Below are 18,223 nucleotides of genomic sequence, written 5' to 3'. Positions count from 1 at the left end.
GATTCCGGCCGCCGCGGCCCTCACTCCAAGGGATGCAATTGACTGGATCTTGCGCATGGTAAACCGTGAATTCGTTGGGGTTGGGTTTCCCTTACGAGCCTACCCCGGGAAGTGACAGTGCCCCAGCCTGCTTGGAACAGCCGGCCGGGGCACTGCAAGTTCTTGCCTTGGGCGATCGCGAACTTAGGCGACCGCGGACTTAGGCGATCGCGGCGGCTGCAGCCTTGGCAGCAGCCGGGAGTGCGTCAACGATCCTGTTCATGGCAGCGTCGTCATGCGCCGAGGACAGGAACCATGCTTCGAAGACTGATGGCGGCAAGTAGACGCCGGAGTCCAGCATCGAGTGGAAGAAGGGTGCGTAGCGGTAGGCTTGCTGGCCCTGGGCGTCGTCGTAGTTGTGCACACCGCTGACCGAGGTACCGAAGGCAACCGAGAACAGGTTGCCTGCACGCTGGATGGAGTGGTCCACACCCTCGGCATCAAGTGCCGAGGAAAGAGCAGCGGACAGCTCCAGCGAACGGGCGTCCACATAGGCGTAAACGTCAGGCGTGGCATGGGTAAGCGTTGCGACACCGGCAGCCATAGCCACAGGGTTTCCTGAGAGCGTGCCTGCCTGGTACACCGGACCCACGGGTGCGAGGTAATCCATGACGTCGGCACGTCCGCCGAGGGCCGCCGTCGGCATTCCGCCGCCAATGACCTTGCCGAAGGTCAGCAGGTCCGGCGCCCATCCTTCCTGGCGGCCCGTGAGTCCCCAGTAGCCGGCGTAACCGGTGCGGAAACCGGTGAGGACTTCGTCGAGGATGAGCAGCGCCCCGTGTTCCGTGGTGATGCGGGACAGCCCGGCGTTGAAGCCCTCGGCCGGGGTGACGACACCCATGTTTGCCGGGGCAGCTTCGGTGATCACGGCCGCGATGTTGTTGCCGTGCTTGACGAAGGCAGCTTCAACAGCTGCGAGGTCGTTGTAAGGCAAAACAAGTGTCTCAGCGGCGGTGGCGGCCGTGACGCCAGCCGAGCCGGGGAGGGCCAACGTCGCGAGGCCGGAACCTGCTGCTGCCAGCAGGCCGTCCAGGTGGCCGTGGTAGCAGCCGGCAAACTTGATGATCAGGTTGCGGCCGGTAAAACCACGGGCGAGGCGAACCGCCGTCATCGTGGCCTCGGTGCCCGTGGACACCATGCGCAGGCGTTCGACGGCGGACACGCGCTCCTTCACGATCTCGGCGAGGTTGGCCTCATCCGGGGTGGACGCTCCGAAGGACAGGCCGCGGTCCACAGCAGCGTGCACGGCGTCGAGCACGGCAGGGTGGGCGTGGCCGAGCAGGGCCGGGCCCCACGAGCAGACAAGATCCACGTATTCCTTGCCATCAGCGTCAGTGAGGTAGGCGCCCTTGGCCGAAACCATGAATTTCGGAGTGCCGCCAACGGAACCGAAGGCACGCACGGGCGAGTTCACTCCGCCGGGCATGAGCGACTGGGCTCGATCGAAAAGCTGGTCGGACACAGGGGTGTTTGAAGTCATGGTTCCTATTCTTTCAGTCATTCAGAAACGTCTTTCGGCGATTCAGGAGCGCAGCTATGAGGCGTCCGCCAACAGCTCAGCGACGCGTGGGGCCACTTCGGTGCCGTACAACTCAATGCAGCGCATCATGGATCCGTGCGGCAGGGTGCCGTTGCTGTATTTGAGGTCGAAGCGGTCCACGCCGAGGTTGCGTTTGAGCAGGACAATTTTTTGGGCCACAGTCTCGGGAGAACCCACGTAGAGAGCGCCCTCCGGGCCGCACATTGCGTCGAATTCCCCCCGGTTTCCCGGACCCCAGCCGCGCTCGGCCCCGATTCTGTTGCGCTGCTCCAGCCAATGCGGAAAGAGTTCCTCCCGGGCATCCTGGTCAGTGTCTGCAATGAAGCCGGGTGAGTGGGTTGCGATTTGTCGCATGGGGTGACCGTATTTGGCCAACGCGTCGCGGTAAAGATTTACGAGGGGAGCGAAACGGCGGGGCTCTCCCCCGATGATCGCGAAGATAATCGGGTAGCCATATTCCGCGCACCGCAACACGGATTCAGGTGTCCCACCCACGCCTATCCATGCCGGCAGCAAATGGTGCTGCAAACGCGGGTAAACCTGGAGTCCGTTCACGTTGGGGCGCGTCCGCCCTTCCCAATGGACCGGCTTCTGGGCCCGTACTTTGTCAAACAGCTCAAGCTTTTCTTCGAACAGGACGTCGTAGTCCGCAAGGTCCAGTCCGAACAATGGGAAGGACTCAATAAATGAACCCCTGCCCAACATGACCTCGGCCCGGCCGTTGGAGATTGCATCAACAGTGGCGAAACGTTGGAAAACCCGGATCGGATCATCCGAACTAAGTACCGTCACGGCCGATCCCAGCCGGATCCGGGATGTCACTGCGGCAGCTGCCGCGAGGAAGACCTCGGGAGCCGATACAGCAAAATCGCGGCGGTGATGCTCTCCCACGCCAAAAGCATGAATGCCCAGGGCGTCAGCCAGCTTTGCTTCCTCAAGCAGCTCCCGCAGGACCTGGGCGTGCTCCTTCGGATTACCGTCGGCATCGAGGCCCGCGTCCCCGAAGGTGTTCAGGCCGAGCAGGATTTCGCTTGCACCCACGGGTGCGGTGGGGTCGGAGTCAGCCCTGGATGCGGACGCGGACGCGGATGCGGATGCGGATGCGGACGGAAGTCCCGATTCGGAAGGCACGGCGGTCATCAGGACTCCTTCAGCCAGCCTGCCAGTTCGGAGGCCCAGTAGGTCAGGACGGTATCGGCTCCGGCCCTCTTGATGCCCAGTACCGACTCCGTGATGGCGCCCCGCCGATCGATCCAGCCGTTGGCAGCGGCCGCTTCGATCATGGCGTACTCCCCGGAGATTTGGTAGGCCGAGACCGGCACCGGGCTCATAGCCGCAATATCCGCGAGGATATCGAGGTAACTCATGGCCGGCTTGACCATGACCATGTCGGCGCCTTCTTCAAGGTCCAGTTCCACTTCGAGAATGGCTTCGCGACGATTGGCTGCGTCCATTTGGTACGTTCGGCGGTCACCCTTCAGTTGGGAGTCCACCGCTTCACGGAACGGACCATAGAAAGCTGAGGCGTACTTGGCGGCATAGGCCAGGACAACGGTGTTCTTGTGGCCGGAATCCTCCAACGCCTGACGGATGACGGCGATTTGCCCGTCCATCATGCCTGAAGGTCCAAGCACGTGGGCGCCCGCCTCAGCCTGGGCAACGGCCATCTGGCCATAGATCTCCAGGGTGGCGTCGTTGTCCACATATCCATCGGCATCCAGAACGCCGCAGTGTCCGTGGTCAGTGAATTCGTCCAGGCAGACATCGCCCATGATGACGAGGTCATCGCCCACTTCGGCCTTGACGTCGCGGATGGCCTTGTTCAAGACACCTTCCGGATCCAGGGATGCGGTGCCCCGCGCATCCCGAACCTCCGGCACGCCGAACAGCATGATGCCGCCCACGCCAAGTTCCACGGCTTCCGCGGCTGCGCGCTTGAGAGTGTCGGTGGTGTGCTGGACGACGCCGGGCATCGAGCTGATCGGGCTGGGCTCGCTGAGGCCCTCACGGATGAAGGCCGGAAGTATGAGGTCTGCGGGGGCCAGGCGTGTTTCTGCCGTGAGCCTGCGCATTGCCGGGGTTGTCCGCAAGCGGCGGGGACGGTGGTTCGGAAAGCTCATCTGGGGTTCCCTTCGTTGGCGAATACTGTTTCCAAGGCGGCCGCCATGCCGTCCGGGGTAGGTTCTTTGGCCGTGGCTGCCACGGTGATGCCGAGCTGGGTGGCCTCTGCCGCCGTCGGACGCCCAATGGCTATGAATCGGCAACTGCCCAACGGCAGGAGGGTCTCCGCAATCCGCCGGGCGGCACTCGGGGAAGCAGCCACGACGGCGTCCAGCATCCCGGCGTCAATGGCCGCGCGGGCTTCCGAGGGAGTAATCTCCTGCGGCTGTCCGGTCGGGGAACCAGCACTGCCGGAGGCAGAACGGCCGGATGCAGAACGGCCGGAATGCACGACGCCGGCGGGCAGTTCGGCTTCGAGGCGCAGTCCCGTCCGGGCCGGGTAGTCCACCGTGTGATAGGCGGTCACGGACGTTACGTCTGCGCCCTTGGCCGCCAATCCGTCACGCAGGCCGGGGCCCGCAATATCGGCTTGCGGGAGAAGAACGCGTCCAGGAGCCTGCTCCCAGAGGGCGACGAGGCCTTCGGCAGATTGAAGGTCAGTGGGTGCCAGTGAGACGGTCAGGCCGATAGCTTCCAGGATCCCCCGGGAGGATGGACCGATCGTGGCCACGCGCGTCCCTGACGGCACGAGGCTTGCGGGGGGCGTGCCACGCTCGGCAGCCTTTTCGAGCAGGACACGCACGGTGGTGATGCTGCTGATCACCATCCAGTCAAAATATCCGGCGGAGAGCTGGTCCAGGGCGACGTCGAGGGAAGCCTGGTCCTCAGCCCGCTCGAAATCGATGAGGGGAAGCACCAGCGGCTCCGCTCCAAGCGTGTGCAGAAGCGATGCAAGCGGCCGGGCACGGTCGGCGCTCCTGGTAATCAGGACCCGCCGACCTGCCAAGGCCGATGCTTGAGTCACATCAGGACGCTGCAAGATCCGCGATCTCCGCGGCACCAGCAGCGAGCAGAAGCTCCGCAACTTCAATGCCGAGCAACGTTGCCCCCACTTCGGTCAGGCCATCCGTGGCTTTCTTCTCGCGCACGGTCTTGGTGCCGTCAACGGCGCAGACAACGGCTTCAAGGTGCAGTATGCTGCCCTTCCTGAAGGCGTAAGCGCCTACCGGCGCGGCACAGCCAGCTTCGAGCCGGGCGAGGACGGCACGTTCAGCTGTCACAGCAAGTCGGGTGTCGTCGTCGTTCAAGGCAGCGAGAGCCTGGGCGAGAACACCATTGGAGCCTTCCACCTGCGGGGCGTCCGCCGTGCGGCATTCGATGGCCAGCGCACCCTGACCCGGGGCAGGCAGCATGACATCCGTCTCGAAGAACTCGCTCACGGTGTCCAGCCGGTCCATCCGTTCCAGCCCAGCAGCAGCGAGCACTACAGCGTCCAGGTCGCAGGACTTGCCGGGAACAACTTGGTCGGTGACGTTGCCGGGAAGCCCGGGGACGCGTCCCAGGCGCGTGTCCACGTTTCCACGGATATCCAGCACCTCGATGTCAGGCCGGGCCGCCCTTAGCTGCGCCGCACGCCGGGGTGAGCCCGTGCCAACCTTGGCGCCACCGGGCAATTCGGCAAGGGTAAGGCCATCCCGGGCACACAGGACATCCCTGACATCCACGCGCTTGGGGGTAGCGGCGATGCTCAATCCAACTGCAGCCCCCGTGGGCAGGTCCTTCAAAGAATGAACAGCGACATCGCAGGTTTCAGCAAGCAAGGCGTCGCGCAGGGCCGCCACGAAGACACCCGTGCCGCCCATCTGTGACAGCGAGCCGGTCCTGACATCGCCCTCGGTCTTGATATGCACCAGCTCCACCGGGAATCCACCAACAGTTGCCAGCTGATCGGCGGTCTGTTGGGTCTGGGTCAGCGCGAGCTTGCTGGCCCGGGTGCCAATGCGAATGGTCACTTGGTGACCTCCGAGGAGGTGTAATCCTCATGTCCGACACCGATGGTGGAGCCAACCTCGGCAATAACCGGCTTTGCTCCCCGGAAGTTTTCGCAACAATTGGGGCGGCAGACGTCGTACCAAGGACCAAGGTCCGTAACGTGGGGGCGATCGGCGATGTTGTTCTCCACCGTGCGTTCACAGATCAGGTCAACCAGCCCGGAAACAAAGGCAGCATGCGTTCCCGGGGTGGGGACGCGGGTGGCTTCGATCTCCAGGTTCCTACAGGTCTCCAGGGCTTCGGTGTCCAGGTCCCAGGCAACCTCCATATGGTCGCTGACGAAGCCGAGGGGAACGATCACGACGCCGCGCACGCCTTGGGGCGCGATTTCTTCGAGGTGATCGTTGATGTCCGGTTCCAGCCAAGGAATGTGCGGCGCGCCGGAGCGGGATTGGTACACGAGGTCCCAGGCCACGCTCGGGGCAACGGCATCCATGATGGCCTGGGCGTTTGCCAGGTGCTGTGCCGCGTAGGCAGATCCTTCTGCGAACTCGCGCGGCTCGTCCTCAGACCTGCCGGCTGCTTCGGCATCACGCGTGGGGATGGAGTGGGTGGCAAACAGGACTCGGATTTTTGAATCGGGGTCGGATTCGCCGGCGGCAGTCAGCTTGCCACGGATTTCTTCGAGGCCGGCGGCGGTACCTTCAAGGAAAGGCTGCACAACGCCCGGGTGGTCGAAGTACTGGCGGATCTTGTCCACCTCGAGCTTGCCGTCCAGCCCTGTTTCCGTCAGGGCGATCCCAATGTCTTCACGGTACTGGCGGCAGCTGGAGTAGCACGAGTAGATGCTGGTGGTGAGCATCAGGATGCGGCGGTGGCCGGCGTCGTAGGCGTCCTGCAGTACCGGAGCGATGTACGGATCCCAGTTACGGTTACCCCACAGGACCGGAAGCTCAATGCCGCGCTTGGCCAACTCGACCTCGATCGCGGCCTTCAGTTCACGGTTCTGCTGGTTGATGGGGCTGATGCCCCCAAACGCGCGGTAGTGGTGTGAGACCTCTTCAAGGCGCTCATCCGGGATGCCACGGCCACGGGTGACGTTGCGAAGGAAGGGAATGACATCTTCCTGGCCTTCAGGACCACCAAAGGATGCAAGGAGCACGGCGTCGTACTGCTTTGCTTCCTGGCGGCCACGCTCGGTGACCTCGTTGGGGGCCGCGGAGACGGCAAGGCCACTCATGCGAGGACCTCTGCAATCTCGGCAGCAGTCACCCGGCGGCCTGTGTAGAACGGGATTTCTTCGCGGACATGGTTACGGGCGTCGGTTGCACGCAGGTGGCGCATGAGGTCAACGAGGTCAACGAGTTCAGGTGCCTCCAGTCCAAGGATCCACTCCCAGTCACCCAGCGCGAACGAGGAAACGGTGTTGGAGATGACCTGCGGGAACTCCCGACCCAGCATTCCATGGTCACGCAGCATTTTTCCGCGCTCTTCCGCTGGGAGCAGGTACCACTCGTAGGAGCGGACGAACGGATAAACGCACAGCCAGGTGCTGGGCTCGACGCCCCGCGCGTAGGCCGGGACGTGGCTCTTGGCAAACTCGGCTTCCCGGTGCACGCCCATGGCGGACCAGACGATCTCTGTGCCGGCAAAGAGCTTGCTGCGGCGAATGGAACGGACGGCGGACTGAAGGTCTTCCGGCTTGGATCCGTGGAGCCACACCATGATGTCGGCGTCCGAGCGCATGGCGGAAACATCGTAACTGCCCCGCAGGGTCACGCCTTCTTCGGCGAGCTTCCCTTCAAGGGCTTCGAATTCCTGGGCAGCATCGCCGCTGCGCAGGACGTCGGCCGAGCGCTTGAAGACGGTCCAGAGCGTAAAGAACTGCTCTTCGGTTCCAGCAGTTTTAGTGACAGATTCGGCAGAAGTGTGGCTCATGGTTCAAGTTTGCCCCGTGCCAGCCACTAAGTCGAAACGGATCACTTCTACAAGGCGTAGAAGTGACACAAATCACGAAATTGGGCGAATATCGCCGATGCCTTGGGCAAGCTGCGAGCGGGTATCCGACACTACTGCGGCAAGGCCATTACCTGCCAACCAGCCACCAACCACCGTCAGGCCATCGGCTGCGGCGCACACCTTCCGGACCTGCTCTACGCGCTGTTTATGACCGACGGCGGCAAACGGCAAGGCGCCTGCCCAGCGCACCACATCCCAATCCACAATGTCCGCGCGCGTAACGGGCACCGTCAACAATGCGGAAGCATCATCAAGCGCTGCGGACAGCAACTGTTCATCGTCCATGACAACATCCGGCGCTCCCCCATCGGCATCCTCACGGCGGCCGTAGGAAAGGCGCAGGACGTGCGTGCCCGGCCCGGCTTCTTCTGCCAGCCAGTCCCATTTGGCAGTGGCATGTGTCAGGGCCTTCGCCCGGATTCCCGGCGTCTGAGGGGCCACGAGGATCCCCGTCCCACGTGGCCGCCCGTCCAGCTCGGGGAGGTCAACAACCATCGTCACCAAGCTCACCAAGGGGCCCGGAGCAGGGCGTAGGCCGGACAGTTCCGGCATGGCCCCTTCCAGGAGCCCCACGGCAGCCGGACCATCCAGCGCTACTACCAGCCGGCCGGCGTCGTACGTGGTTTCGCCGGCGCTGACCCGCCAACCATTGCCCGATTTCGAAACGACATCAGCCCTCTTTCCACTCACCATGTCCACGCCCCGGCGACGCAGGTCGTTAACCAGCGCGGCGACCAGTGTGTTCATGCCACCCTTCAAACCCGCGACGGCGGAACCTGCTTTCGCGGATCCGGAACCGGACCCGGGGGCTGCTTTGCGCTGGGCAGCGACAGCCGCAGCCAGGGACCCATGCTTCTTCATGCCGGCGCGGAGGCCCGGAGCCACCATATCGACGTCCAAGAGGCCTGGATCGGCGGAGTGAACACCACCCACCACCGGAGCAACCAGCCGCTCCAGGACCTTCTTCCCCATACGGGCGCGCACCAGTGAGGACACGCTGGAGACCTCCGATGATGCGCCAAAAGATGTGGGCAGCCAGCGATCCAGGGATGCACGCAGGGCGCCGGCGAGGCCCAGGGAACGCCTGACCTCGGGGTCCCAAGGATTGGCGGGGATACCAAGAATTCCAGTCTTGGGCAGCTCTTGCGGTCCATCCGGCAACTGCACCCAGGCGCCGCCCGGGTGCGGGGAAACGATCTTGCCCTCCAGTCCGAGCTCGCGCGCCAGATCGGCGACAGCTGAAGACCGCGTGGCAAAGGACTCGGCCCCGCTGTCCAATGACAGGCCGGCTACCACGTGGCTTCCCACGCAACCACCCCAGGCTTCGCTCGCCTCAAGGATGGTCACCGCGGTTCCCGCCAAGGCCAGTTCCCTCGCAGCAAGAAGGCCGGATATGCCGCCACCGACCACTACAGCGGCAGGCGCAGGCATTGATGGTTTAGTGGCGGCTTCCTTCGCTTTGCCGTGGGCGTGTTCCCCGCGCATGCGTCCTACTCTGCCGGGATCGAGTGGATGAGCTCCACAACCCGCGTCAGGACAGCCGGGTCCGTCTCCGGGGGCACGCCATGGCCCAGGTTCACGACGTGGCCTGGAGCCTGCGAGCCCGCCGCGATCACTTCGCGGACATGCGCTTCCAGGACCTCCCACGGGGCCGGGAGGAGGGCGGGGTCGATGTTGCCCTGGAGCGGAACCGTGCCACCCAGACGGCGGTTGGCCTCATCAAGTGACAGCCTGTAGTCCACCCCCACAACGTCCACACCGACGTCGCGCATAGCGACAAGGAGCTCGGACGTGCCGGTACCGAAGTGCACCAGCGGAGCACCCAGTCCACGCACGTGATCCAGCGCCCGGGCCGATGCAGGAGCCACGTACTTGGCGTAATCAGCCAGGCCCAAGGACCCCGCCCAGGAGTCAAAGAGCTGTCCAGCGGACGCTCCGGCCTCGAGCTGCGCCCGAAGGAACATTCCGGAAGCATCCGCTGCCCAGTTGGCGAGGGCTGTCCAGGTTTCGGGGTCCGCGTGCATCATGGTCCGGGGGCCGAGGTGGTCCCGCGAAGGTTTCCCCTCCACCATGTAGGCGGCGAGCGTGAACGGCGCGCCGGCGAACCCGATGAGGGGAGTCTTGCCCAGCTCCGCCACTGTCAGGCGAACGGCTTCGCGGATGGGCTCGAGTGCTTCCCAGGTCAGCTTGGGGAGGGCAGCCACATCGGCTGCCGTTCGGATCGGCTTGTCCAGGACCGGACCGACGCCCGGAACGATGTCCACGCCAACGCCTGCGAGCTTCAGCGGGATAACGATGTCGGAGAAGAAAATCGCGGCATCCACGTCATGGCGGCGAACCGGCTGCAGGGTGATTTCCGCGGCCAGTTCGGGGCGCAGGCAGGAGTCCAGCATGGCAACGCCCTCACGGACCTTCAGGTATTCCGGCAGGGACCTGCCAGCTTGGCGCATGAACCATACAGGCCTGCGGGACGGCTTGCCGCCCCGGTAGGCGGTGATGAGCGGGGAGTCCGACGTACGGCCGTCCATCAACGGGTGATCCGCGCCAAGTTTGCCGGCAGGTTCGCCTGCAGGGGCGTTGGTGGCCGTACTATTGGATGCTGCCGCGCTAGAAGTCATGCCTTTGATTGTGCCGAAAATCCCGGCCAAAAGATAACGACAGGCTGTCACGTCCCACCCCTCCAACCGGTGGGGTGGCGGGGATCACGGAACCGCGTGTGAATTCCCACTGCGCCGCATTGTTCTACCGGCCTGCGAAAAAGCTATGATTGGGGTGCTGTGGTTCTTTTCTCATTGGTGGCTACACACGCCGACATCGACCTCGAAACCGTTGCTCAGCTGAGCAACGGTTCCTCTGAGCTTGCCTCTTCGGCCCTCTCCGGATCCCCGTTGGTCTCGGGCGCCGTAGTCCTGGCAACCTGCAATCGCTACGAGATCTACGGCGAAACAGCCAACGGAGCAGGCCTCGAAGCCGCTCGTTCGGCCCTTGTCTCCCAGATCAGCGAATTGAGCGGCCTCAACGAGCAACTTGTGTCCCGCTCCTTCAGCACGCACACGGGACCTGACGTCACCCGGCACCTCTTCGCTGTAAGCGCCGGCTTGGACTCCGCAGTGGTGGGCGAACGCGAAATAGCCGGCCAGGTCCGCCGGGCCCTGATCACCGCGCAGCAGGAAGGCACTGCGAGTTCCGGACTCGTCCGCCTCTTCCAGGCTGCATCCAAGACCGCAAAAGACGTAGGCGCCCAGACGGCCCTCGGCTCCCGCGGCCTTTCCATCGTCTCGGTGGCCTTGGATCTGGCAACGGACCTCTCTGACAGTGACGATTGGTCTGCCAAGAAGGTAGTTGTCTTCGGAACCGGCGCTTATGCCGGGGCCACCATGTCCCTGCTCCGTGAACGCGGATGCACCGACATTTCCGTCTACTCTTCCTCCGGCCGCGCCGAGGGTTTCGTCGCCACCCGCGGCGGCACAGCGCTCGACGCCGATAGCCTTCCGGCGGCGGTTGCCGCAGCCGACGTCATGATCGGATGCAGCGGTTCGGACACGCGCGTTGAAGCTGAGGATCTGGCCCGCGTCAGGGCGAATTCCGGTAAACCACTCATCGCGATTGATCTCGCGCTCACCCATGACTTCGATCCTGCTGTGGGCGAGCTCGACGGCGTGGAACTCCTCACGCTTGAGTCCGTACGTCTCGCTGCACCTCAGGAGCAGGCAGAATCGCTGTCCCACGCCAGCAAGATCGTCAACGGCGCGGCAACGGCGTTCGAAGCGGAGCGCGAATCCCGCTCCGTCGACTCCGCGATCGTGGCCTTGCGCCGCCACACCATGAACGTACTTGACGCGGAAATGGAAAAGGTCCGCGCCCGCCACGGTTGCACCGCCGCTGCCGAAGAGGTGGAGTTTGCGCTCCGCCGGATGGTCAAGCAGCTCCTGCACATTCCGACCGTGCGCGCCCGCGAGCTGGCAGCCAACGGACAACAAGACGACTATGTAGCCGCCTTGGAAGCCCTGTACGGCATCCAAGTGGAGCAGCCCCAGTCTCCCGCTGCTGCAGAATGCCCCGTGGACCACGAGCAACTCCGCTCCGAAAGCGCCTGACGTCCCAGCCCCCAGCCCGAAGCGGCCGGGACTCCAGCGATGCTTTCTTAGCGCATCCGGAAAACGAGATCCGGCTAACGAGATCCGATTAGCCGAACGCGTTGATCCCGGTCAGCTCTGCCGACAACGCCCACAGCTTCCTTGCGTCGGCTTTGTCCACCGCGTGGGCGTCGACTCCCTGGTAGCGCGACAGCGGAGACGCCTTGTCGGTCGGATTGGCAATGTCACAGTCCTCGCAGTAGACACCGCCCATGCCGGCCAAAGCCGGGGACGTCGCCGCCCAAACTGACGTAGCTGCCCCTTGCTCCGGCGTCTTGAAACCTTCGCGCACCTTGCCCTCGGCGTTCATCCAGCCTGCGGCCACCATTTCCTCCTTGGGGAGGTGCCGCTGCAACTCGGTCATGATCCCGCCTGGATGGACGGCGAACGCCCGTACACCGGATTCACGGCCCAGGCGGTCGAGTTCCACCGCAAAGAGGGCGTTGGCTGTCTTTGCCTGCCCGTAGGCCTGCCACTTGTCATAACCGGTGCTGAAATTGAAGTCCTCGAACCGGACCGGTGAGATCTTGTGCCCGGTCGATGACAATGAGACAACGCGCGCATTCCCTGATGCCTCCAACGCCGGCCACAAGGTGTTGACCAATGTGTAGTGCCCCAAGTGGTTCGTGGCGAACTGGGCTTCCCAGCCTGGCCCGACACGTTGTTCAGGACTGGCCATGATGGCAGCGTTGTTGATCAGGATGTCCAGCTTTTCGTGGCCGGCCAGGTAGCGGGCGGCAAAATCCTTGACGCTGTCCTGATCGGCGAGGTCCATGTGCTCCACGTGGACGGCCCCGGAGAGGCCTGCGTCCGCGAGGACGGAGCGGGCGTGCTCAAGCCGCCTGGCAGGTACCGTTACGTCAGCCCCGGCCGAGACCAGGGCACGCACGGTCTCCAATCCCAACCCGGAATAGCCTCCCGTTACGATTGCCGTCTTGCCCTGCAGGTTGATCCCGTCAATGACCTCCTTGGCAGTGGATCCGTGCCCAAATCCGGAGCCGATGGGATGCTGCTCTGTCTCTGTCCAATGTTCGCTCATTGCCTGAGCTTCCCAGAGAAGTCTGGGAACGGGCAACGACTAGTAGACGGGCTTTTCGGGCTCGACGTCGCGGACCCAGGCGAGGATGCCGCCGTCGAGATGGCTGACGCGGGTGTAGCCTGCCTTCTGCGCGGCCTCCAGGACGGCAGCAGAGCGCGTGCCGGCCTTGCAGTGGAACACGATGTCTTTGTCCTGCGGCAACTCGACCCAGGCCTCGCCTGAAAGAATCCTGCCCTGCGGGATGAGGACCGAGCCATCGATGTTCACGATGCTGTGCTCGCCGGACTCGCGGACGTCCACCAATTCAAAGTCGCGTTCACCAGCTTCCCGCTCTGCCAACATCCGGGCAAGGTCCTTCGCGGTGACGGTGTGCTCCAGGTCACTGGCAGCAGCCGGAGTCACCCCACAGAATGCTTCATAATCCACGAGTTCGGTGATGGGCTCCGCTTCAGGGTCCTTGGACACCTTGATTTCGCGCCAGCTGCCGCCAAGGGCATCGAACAGCGCCACACGGCCAAGCAAGGAACGCCCGACGCCGGTAATCAGCTTCACTGCCTCCGTCACCATGAGGGATCCAACGGCGGCACACAACATACCGAAGACTCCACCCTCACCGCATGAGGGTACCGAGCCGGCGGGCGGGGCTTCCGGGTAGAGATCCCGGTAGCTGGGGCCGTGCTCGGCCCAGAAGACGCTGACCTGGCCATCGAAGCGGAAGATGGAGCCCCAAACGTACGGCTTGCCCAAAATCGCGGCGGCGTCGTTTACCAGGTAACGGGTGGCAAAGTTGTCAGCGCCGTCCAGGATGAGATCGTAATCGGCGAACAGCTCCAAGGCATTCGAGGAGTCAAGGCGGACGTTGTGCAGGACAACATCCACCAGAGGGTTAAGCTCCGCAATGGCCTTCCGCGCAGATTCGATTTTGGGGGTGCCCACGTCCTTGACCCCGTGGATGACCTGCCGCTGCAGGTTGCTGAGGTCTACGTCGTCGTCGTCAACTATTCCCAGGGTTCCTACACCCGCCGCGGCGAGATACAGCAACGCTGGAGATCCCAGCCCGCCGGCACCGATGACAAGAACTTTCGCATTCTTAAGCCTGCGTTGGCCCAGAGCGCCGATTTCCGGAATGATGAGATGCCGGGAGTACCGTTCCACCTCGGCCGGCGTTAGTGCGGCGGCCGGTTCAACGAGGGGCGGCAGGACAGCGGGCGCGGGGTGGGCAGCAAGAATTGAGGCCATACCCCAATGTATGCCTGCCGATGCCGCCCGGTCATATTACCCACCGGTACAGTGGTCATAACTGCAAAGGAAAGGCGGCAGACTGTGGCTGACGGCACACGGGCAAACGATGGAGCACCAGCGAAGCAAGAACGGACTGGTTCGACGCGTTCAGCAAGGTTGCCCCGGGACGAGCGCCGCGCACAGTTGCTTAACGCCGCCTTGGAAGTTTTCGTGTCCAACGGCTTCCATGGTGCCGCCATGGACGAAATCGCCGAGACAGCGCATGTGAGCAAGCCGGTCCTGTATCAACACTTCCCTTCCAAGCGCGAGCTGTACATGGCGCTGCTGGACAGCCACCTGGCTGCCCTGACCGATTTGATGCTCAATGCGCTGAACTCAACCACGGACAACAAAGAGCGTGTGAAGGCAGTTATGCGGGCCTACTACAGGTTCATTGCCGACGACGACCAAGCCCACCGGCTGGTTTTCGAGTCTGACCTCATTAATGACCCCGATGTCAGCTCGCGCTTGGAGACCTTCAACAAAACGTTCGCGGACGCAGTGGCCCATGTCATCGCCGAGGACACCAAGTTGCCCCCTCTGGAGGCGCAGCTCCTGGGCCGGGGACTTGCAGGAATGGCGCAGGTCAGCGCCCGCTACTGGCTCGAAACCGATGGAAACCTCGACCTCGATGTAGCCAGCGATCTGATCTATCGTTTAGCTTGGCGCGGAATCAGTCGATTCCCCAAAGAGTCCTAGGCTACAAATAGAGGACTGACTTAAAACTTGATTGGCTTGGAGGCCTTGCTGTGGAAGTAAAGATCGGCATTCAGAATGTTGGCCGTGAAATCGTGCTCGAATCCGCACTCGATGCTGATGCTGTAGCCAAGATTGTCGGAGAGGCCATCTCCAAGGGTTCGGATCTTCGGCTCACCGACGAGAAAGGCCGCCAGATCATCGTTCCCGGCAGCGTGTTGGGATACGTTGAAATTGGTGCTGAGGAAGTCCGCCGCGTCGGTTTCGGCGCACTCTAGCGGTTCCCGGTTACAGCTGCCGCTAAGGAGTCTCCATGCTTTCACTCGTTGTGGTGGTTCTTGCCACCATCGCTACAGGATTCATCGTGTGGGCAAATGACAAGCGACACGGCAAGTACGGCATTGCATTGCCGGCGGGCGTTTCGACAACCGTCGGCGTGCTGAGCTGGATAGCTTTCATCATGGCCGGCTTTGGTTACCAGCCCGGGCTGACCTGGATCCCCTGGATCCTCCCTATCGTGTTGGGGACGGTTATCGCGATTGCCGTTGTGCTCTTTCTTGGCCGCACGCGCACCCAGCATGACACCGCCGCCCTCACCAAAGCCCTGAGGCTCTAGGGCACTGAGACTCTAAGGCACTGTTCAGTTTTAAACGACGCTGGCCACCACCCCGTGGGTGATGGCCAGCACCGTTTAACCTCTTCTATCCCGTTGAAACTCCCGGGTAGCGATCCGGCTGCGCCAAGGCACCGGACGCGGCCGCGGCCTCGCTCACGGCAGCGGCTGCCGCGATGTCGCGTTGGGTCACCTGGCCGCCTGCGTCATGGGAAACGTAGCGCAAGAACACCCTGTTGTAACGCCAGTCAAGATCCGGGTGGTGGTTCTGTTCCTCGGCGATCCGGCCAATGGCGGCGATAAGCGCCAGGGCGTCGGCCGCCGTCGAGGTTTTGAATACCGTCACGAGGCCGTCCTGGAGCTTCCAGTCCGGAAGGCCCTTGAGGGCGGTCTCCACGGCGATCTGGGTCAATGGCTCTTTCCTGTCAGCCACCACTGCTCCTTCATTGAGAGGAACTCTGCATTTAGAGGAACTCTGCCCGGCCTTCCATGGCCGATGACGCGAGGGCGTGCTCCCGGCGCGGGATTCGGCCAGCCTGCTTGGCCAGCCTACCGGCGATCACTGCGTGTTTGAAGGCTTCACCCATCTGCACGGGGTTCTGCGCACGGGTCACGGCTGTTGCCAGCAGGACAGCATCGCATCCCAGTTCCATGGCGAGCGCGGCATCGGACGCGGTTCCAATGCCGGCGTCGAGCACTACCGGGACAGAGGCCCGGGACACTATCAGTTCGATGTTGTGCGGGTTCAGGATGCCCAGCCCTGTACCAATAGGCGAGCCGAGGGGCATGACTGCTGCGGCACCCAGGTTTTCCAGGCGCAGCGCCAGGACAGGGTCATCATTGGTGTACGCGAAGACCTTGAAGCCGCGGTTCACCAGCTGTTCGGTGGCCTCCACGAGTTCCACCGCATCCGGAAGAAGTGTGTGCTCATCGGCGATGACTTCCAGCTTCACCCAGTCTGTCTCCAGCGCCTCCCGGGCGAGCTCCGCGGTCATCACTGCGTCTTTGGCAGTAAAACAGCCAGCGGTGTTGGGCAGGACCCGAATGTTGTGATCCAGCAGGAGTTGAAACAGTGAGCCTGTCTCGGCCGGTGAGTACCTGCGCATTGCCACAGTGGTCAGTTCCGTTCCTGAAGCCAGAAGGGCTGCTCCCAACCCGTCAAGACTCGGTGCACCACCGGTACCCATGATCAGGCGGGAGCCGAATTCGACGCCGTCGATCACCAAAGCATCTGTGCGGATGTCAGATTTTGCTACTGTCATTTTTTCAGCCTCCCTGGACTGCGGTTACGAGTTCGAGTTCGTCTCCATCGGCGAGCGCAGTCGCGGCCCACTGGCTGCGCGGCACTACCTCGGAATTGCGTGCGACGGCGACACCCAGCTTGCCGCCGTCGGCCGCCTGTCCGCGGTGGTCCAGGATGCGGCCTGTGATGGCGCTGACGAGCGTGCTGACGGATGCGTCATCCGCCACGGCATGAACGGAGCCATTGAGTTTGATGTTCATGGTGTGTCCTTGGTTGCTGGTTGGAGGCGGTCATCCGGCGTTGCCGTAAATCGATCAGGGGTGAAGTTGGACCATCGGGGATCGGCTGAGGCGCTGATTAGCCCGCCTACGATTTTGGCGGCCACAGGCGTCAACAGGACGCCATGGCGGAAGAACCCGGTTGCGATTACGAGACCGTCGATGGTGCCCGCGCGCCCGGCAACGCGTCCCAGTAATGGTGCGTTGTCCGGAGTGCCGGGCCGTGCGCGGGCTGTCGCTTCCAGCAGTTCCAACTCCGCCACGGCAGGCACCAGGACTTGAGCGTCCCGCAGGAGTTGGTAGACGCCTCCGGCGGAGACTGCATTGGTGGAGGCGGATAGGCCGTCCTCGCGCTGGGTGGCTCCAATCACCACCGTGCCATCATCCCGGGGCACGATGTAGACCGGCACCCCGCGGACCATGCCCCGGATGGTGGATGTGAGGAGGGGCTGGAGGTGGTGGGGAACGCGCAGCCTGAGGATGTCACCGTAAACGGGCCGCAGAGGAAGACTGAGACCCTCGGGGAGATTACCGATCCTTGCCGCGTCCAGCCCGCAGGCGATCACAGTTTCCGAGGCCTCGACTGCGCCAGAAGCCAGTTCAACCCCGGAGACGCGGTCCCCATCCCAGAGCAAACGGGATGCGTGGAACGGCAGGGCGAAACCGTCCTCCGCTCCGGAAACCCACGTTGCGTCACCTGGTCCGTGGGCTGCCAACCCTTCCATGAGGCATCGTGCAAGCCGCCGCGGGTCCACTTGGTGATCGGCCGGTATGTCGAAGGCACAGGAAATCTGTGGACTCAGCAAAGGCTCACGTTGGCGCGCCTCCCGCAATGACAATGGCTCCACGTGCAGGCCCGCGGCCTGCTGGACTGTGCGGAGGTCTGCGAGGGCGCGGCGGTCGGCGGCGTCGGCACCAACGGCGATTGTCGGCGTCGTGCGGTATCCGGTGGCTGATTCGCCGCCATGGACGCTCCGGATGAAAGCGGGCCACAGTTGGGAGGATTCCAGCATGAGTTCCAGGAGGTGTTCCTCCTGGTAGTGGAGTTCGCTGACCGGAGCCAGCATCCCCGCGGCAGCAAACGTCGCACCGGCCGCGGGGGTGGGATCAATGAGGACCACCGAGCGGCCCTGGCGGCGCGCTTCGTGGGCGATGCCAAGGCCAACGATGCCGCCACCAATCACTGCAACGTCTGCCTGCAAGGGGGTTTGGCCGGATTCTGCCATGTGTTTCCTTCCCTACGCCGGTACTAGCCGGATCAGGTCAAGCGGTCGGCGCTGAAGCCCTCTCAGCCGGACGGTCATATGACGCTGTCACGGCTCCCGCAGTACGTGCCCAGTTTAGAG

General features: G+C 63.4%; 19 protein-coding genes and 1 riboswitch. Of the genes, 4 read left to right on the top strand and 15 right to left on the bottom strand.

What is annotated here, in order from left to right; all coding sequences use genetic code 11:
* Positions 1 to 199 precede the first annotated feature (199 nt).
* From hemL to hemE, 9 genes are all read right to left on the bottom strand, one after another.
* Positions 200 to 1,519 (bottom strand): glutamate-1-semialdehyde 2,1-aminomutase, encoded by a 1,320-nt coding sequence (hemL, locus tag AB4Z15_RS13365; RefSeq protein WP_442017658.1) that lies wholly within the window; start codon positions 1,517 to 1,519, stop codon positions 200 to 202.
* A 54-nt stretch (positions 1,520 to 1,573) separates the two neighbouring features.
* Positions 1,574 to 2,719, bottom strand: a complete 1,146-nt coding sequence (locus tag AB4Z15_RS13360; protein WP_442017657.1) for an LLM class flavin-dependent oxidoreductase — start codon at positions 2,717 to 2,719, stop codon at positions 1,574 to 1,576.
* Positions 2,719 to 3,699: a porphobilinogen synthase gene (gene hemB / locus AB4Z15_RS13355; protein ID WP_442003721.1), complete on the bottom strand. Its 981-nt coding sequence runs from the start codon at positions 3,697 to 3,699 to the stop codon at positions 2,719 to 2,721. The genes AB4Z15_RS13360 and hemB overlap by 1 nt, the downstream gene beginning before the upstream one ends.
* Positions 3,696 to 4,604: a uroporphyrinogen-III synthase gene (locus tag AB4Z15_RS13350; protein ID WP_442017656.1), complete on the bottom strand. Its 909-nt coding sequence runs from the start codon at positions 4,602 to 4,604 to the stop codon at positions 3,696 to 3,698. The genes hemB and AB4Z15_RS13350 overlap by 4 nt, the downstream gene beginning before the upstream one ends.
* Position 4,605: 1 nt before the next feature.
* Positions 4,606 to 5,592: a hydroxymethylbilane synthase gene (hemC, locus tag AB4Z15_RS13345; RefSeq protein ID WP_442017655.1), complete on the bottom strand. Its 987-nt coding sequence runs from the start codon at positions 5,590 to 5,592 to the stop codon at positions 4,606 to 4,608.
* Positions 5,589 to 6,812 (bottom strand): ferrochelatase, encoded by a 1,224-nt coding sequence (locus tag AB4Z15_RS13340; protein ID WP_442017654.1) that lies wholly within the window; start codon positions 6,810 to 6,812, stop codon positions 5,589 to 5,591. Before AB4Z15_RS13340 ends, hemC begins: the two co-directional genes overlap by 4 nt.
* Positions 6,809 to 7,510 carry a hydrogen peroxide-dependent heme synthase gene (gene hemQ, locus AB4Z15_RS13335; protein ID WP_216924089.1) on the bottom strand — a complete coding sequence of 234 codons (702 nt, stop codon included), beginning with the start codon at positions 7,508 to 7,510 and terminating at the stop codon, positions 6,809 to 6,811. The genes AB4Z15_RS13340 and hemQ overlap by 4 nt, the downstream gene beginning before the upstream one ends.
* A gap of 72 nt (positions 7,511 to 7,582) precedes the next feature.
* On the bottom strand, positions 7,583 to 9,022 hold the full coding sequence (gene hemG / locus AB4Z15_RS13330; RefSeq protein WP_442017717.1) for a protoporphyrinogen oxidase: 1,440 nt from the start codon (positions 9,020 to 9,022) through the stop codon (positions 7,583 to 7,585).
* A 59-nt stretch (positions 9,023 to 9,081) separates the two neighbouring features.
* Positions 9,082 to 10,209, bottom strand: coding sequence for a uroporphyrinogen decarboxylase (gene hemE, locus AB4Z15_RS13325; protein WP_442017653.1), 1,128 nt, complete (start codon positions 10,207 to 10,209; stop codon positions 9,082 to 9,084).
* Positions 10,210 to 10,368: 159 nt separating this feature from the next.
* Here hemE and AB4Z15_RS13320 point away from each other — a divergent pair, with 159 nt between their 5' ends.
* On the top strand, positions 10,369 to 11,688 hold the full coding sequence (locus tag AB4Z15_RS13320) for a glutamyl-tRNA reductase (RefSeq protein WP_442017652.1): 1,320 nt from the start codon (positions 10,369 to 10,371) through the stop codon (positions 11,686 to 11,688).
* 88 nt (positions 11,689 to 11,776) lie between these two features.
* Here the strand turns inward: AB4Z15_RS13320 and AB4Z15_RS13315 are convergent, their stop codons facing one another.
* A complete protein-coding gene (locus tag AB4Z15_RS13315; protein WP_442017651.1) occupies positions 11,777 to 12,766 on the bottom strand; it encodes an SDR family NAD(P)-dependent oxidoreductase in 990 nt (329 codons plus the stop codon).
* Positions 12,767 to 12,805: 39 nt separating this feature from the next.
* Positions 12,806 to 14,005: a molybdopterin-synthase adenylyltransferase MoeB gene (moeB, locus tag AB4Z15_RS13310; protein ID WP_442017650.1), complete on the bottom strand. Its 1,200-nt coding sequence runs from the start codon at positions 14,003 to 14,005 to the stop codon at positions 12,806 to 12,808.
* Positions 14,006 to 14,011: 6 nt separating this feature from the next.
* Here moeB and AB4Z15_RS13305 point away from each other — a divergent pair, with 6 nt between their 5' ends.
* The 3 genes from AB4Z15_RS13305 to AB4Z15_RS13295 are packed head-to-tail and all read left to right on the top strand — an operon-like array spanning position 14,012 to position 15,359.
* Positions 14,012 to 14,746, top strand: coding sequence for a TetR/AcrR family transcriptional regulator (locus tag AB4Z15_RS13305; RefSeq protein WP_223946458.1), 735 nt, complete (start codon positions 14,012 to 14,014; stop codon positions 14,744 to 14,746).
* Positions 14,747 to 14,796: 50 nt separating this feature from the next.
* A complete protein-coding gene (locus AB4Z15_RS13300; RefSeq protein ID WP_216924096.1) occupies positions 14,797 to 15,021 on the top strand; it encodes a DUF3107 domain-containing protein in 225 nt (74 codons plus the stop codon).
* 35 nt (positions 15,022 to 15,056) lie between these two features.
* The gene (locus AB4Z15_RS13295; protein WP_442003712.1) at positions 15,057 to 15,359 is read left to right on the top strand and encodes a hypothetical protein; all 303 of its coding nucleotides are present in this window, start codon (positions 15,057 to 15,059) and stop codon (positions 15,357 to 15,359) included.
* 85 nt (positions 15,360 to 15,444) lie between these two features.
* Here the strand turns inward: AB4Z15_RS13295 and AB4Z15_RS13290 are convergent, their stop codons facing one another.
* The 4 genes from AB4Z15_RS13290 to thiO form a co-directional block, all read right to left on the bottom strand.
* Positions 15,445 to 15,789 (bottom strand): 4a-hydroxytetrahydrobiopterin dehydratase, encoded by a 345-nt coding sequence (locus AB4Z15_RS13290; protein ID WP_442003711.1) that lies wholly within the window; start codon positions 15,787 to 15,789, stop codon positions 15,445 to 15,447.
* Positions 15,790 to 15,820: 31 nt separating this feature from the next.
* The gene (locus AB4Z15_RS13285) at positions 15,821 to 16,618 is read right to left on the bottom strand and encodes a thiazole synthase (protein WP_442003710.1); all 798 of its coding nucleotides are present in this window, start codon (positions 16,616 to 16,618) and stop codon (positions 15,821 to 15,823) included.
* Between the two features lie 4 nt (positions 16,619 to 16,622).
* A complete protein-coding gene (thiS, locus tag AB4Z15_RS13280) occupies positions 16,623 to 16,859 on the bottom strand; it encodes a sulfur carrier protein ThiS (RefSeq protein WP_442017649.1) in 237 nt (78 codons plus the stop codon).
* Complete coding sequence (gene thiO / locus AB4Z15_RS13275; RefSeq protein ID WP_442017648.1) at positions 16,856 to 18,103, bottom strand: glycine oxidase ThiO; 1,248 nt, start codon at positions 18,101 to 18,103, stop codon at positions 16,856 to 16,858. The genes thiS and thiO overlap by 4 nt, the downstream gene beginning before the upstream one ends.
* Positions 18,096 to 18,213: riboswitch (TPP riboswitch) on the bottom strand. It overlaps the preceding gene by 8 nt.
* Positions 18,214 to 18,223: the final 10 nt, after the last annotated feature.

It is taken from the genome of Paenarthrobacter sp. 2TAF44 (genome assembly GCF_052114885.1).
Taxonomy (GTDB): Bacteria; Actinomycetota; Actinomycetes; order Actinomycetales; family Micrococcaceae; genus Arthrobacter.
Note: the sequence above shows the minus strand (reverse complement) of the source record. Positions and strands in the feature narration are given on the sequence as shown.

Bases quoted from the DNA above. Each gene is read 5' to 3' on its own strand.
- hemG (WP_442017717.1), bottom strand. From the start codon at position 9,022: ATGCCTGCGCCTGCCGCTGTAGTGGTCGGTGGCGGCATATCCGGCCTT.
- thiO (WP_442017648.1), bottom strand. From the start codon at position 18,103: ATGGCAGAATCCGGCCAAACCCCCTTGCAGGCAGACGTTGCAGTGATT.
- AB4Z15_RS13295 (WP_442003712.1), top strand. From the start codon at position 15,057: ATGCTTTCACTCGTTGTGGTGGTTCTTGCCACCATCGCTACAGGATTC.
- AB4Z15_RS13285 (WP_442003710.1), bottom strand. From the start codon at position 16,618: ATGACAGTAGCAAAATCTGACATCCGCACAGATGCTTTGGTGATCGAC.
- hemL (WP_442017658.1), bottom strand. From the start codon at position 1,519: ATGACTTCAAACACCCCTGTGTCCGACCAGCTTTTCGATCGAGCCCAG.
- hemE (WP_442017653.1), bottom strand. From the start codon at position 10,209: ATGACTTCTAGCGCGGCAGCATCCAATAGTACGGCCACCAACGCCCCT.
- AB4Z15_RS13315 (WP_442017651.1), bottom strand. From the start codon at position 12,766: ATGAGCGAACATTGGACAGAGACAGAGCAGCATCCCATCGGCTCCGGA.
- hemB (WP_442003721.1), bottom strand. From the start codon at position 3,699: ATGAGCTTTCCGAACCACCGTCCCCGCCGCTTGCGGACAACCCCGGCA.
- AB4Z15_RS13340 (WP_442017654.1), bottom strand. From the start codon at position 6,812: ATGAGTGGCCTTGCCGTCTCCGCGGCCCCCAACGAGGTCACCGAGCGT.
- hemQ (WP_216924089.1), bottom strand. From the start codon at position 7,510: ATGAGCCACACTTCTGCCGAATCTGTCACTAAAACTGCTGGAACCGAA.
- thiS (WP_442017649.1), bottom strand. From the start codon at position 16,859: ATGAACATCAAACTCAATGGCTCCGTTCATGCCGTGGCGGATGACGCA.
- moeB (WP_442017650.1), bottom strand. From the start codon at position 14,005: ATGGCCTCAATTCTTGCTGCCCACCCCGCGCCCGCTGTCCTGCCGCCC.
- AB4Z15_RS13360 (WP_442017657.1), bottom strand. From the start codon at position 2,719: ATGACCGCCGTGCCTTCCGAATCGGGACTTCCGTCCGCATCCGCATCC.
- AB4Z15_RS13305 (WP_223946458.1), top strand. From the start codon at position 14,012: ATGTATGCCTGCCGATGCCGCCCGGTCATATTACCCACCGGTACAGTG.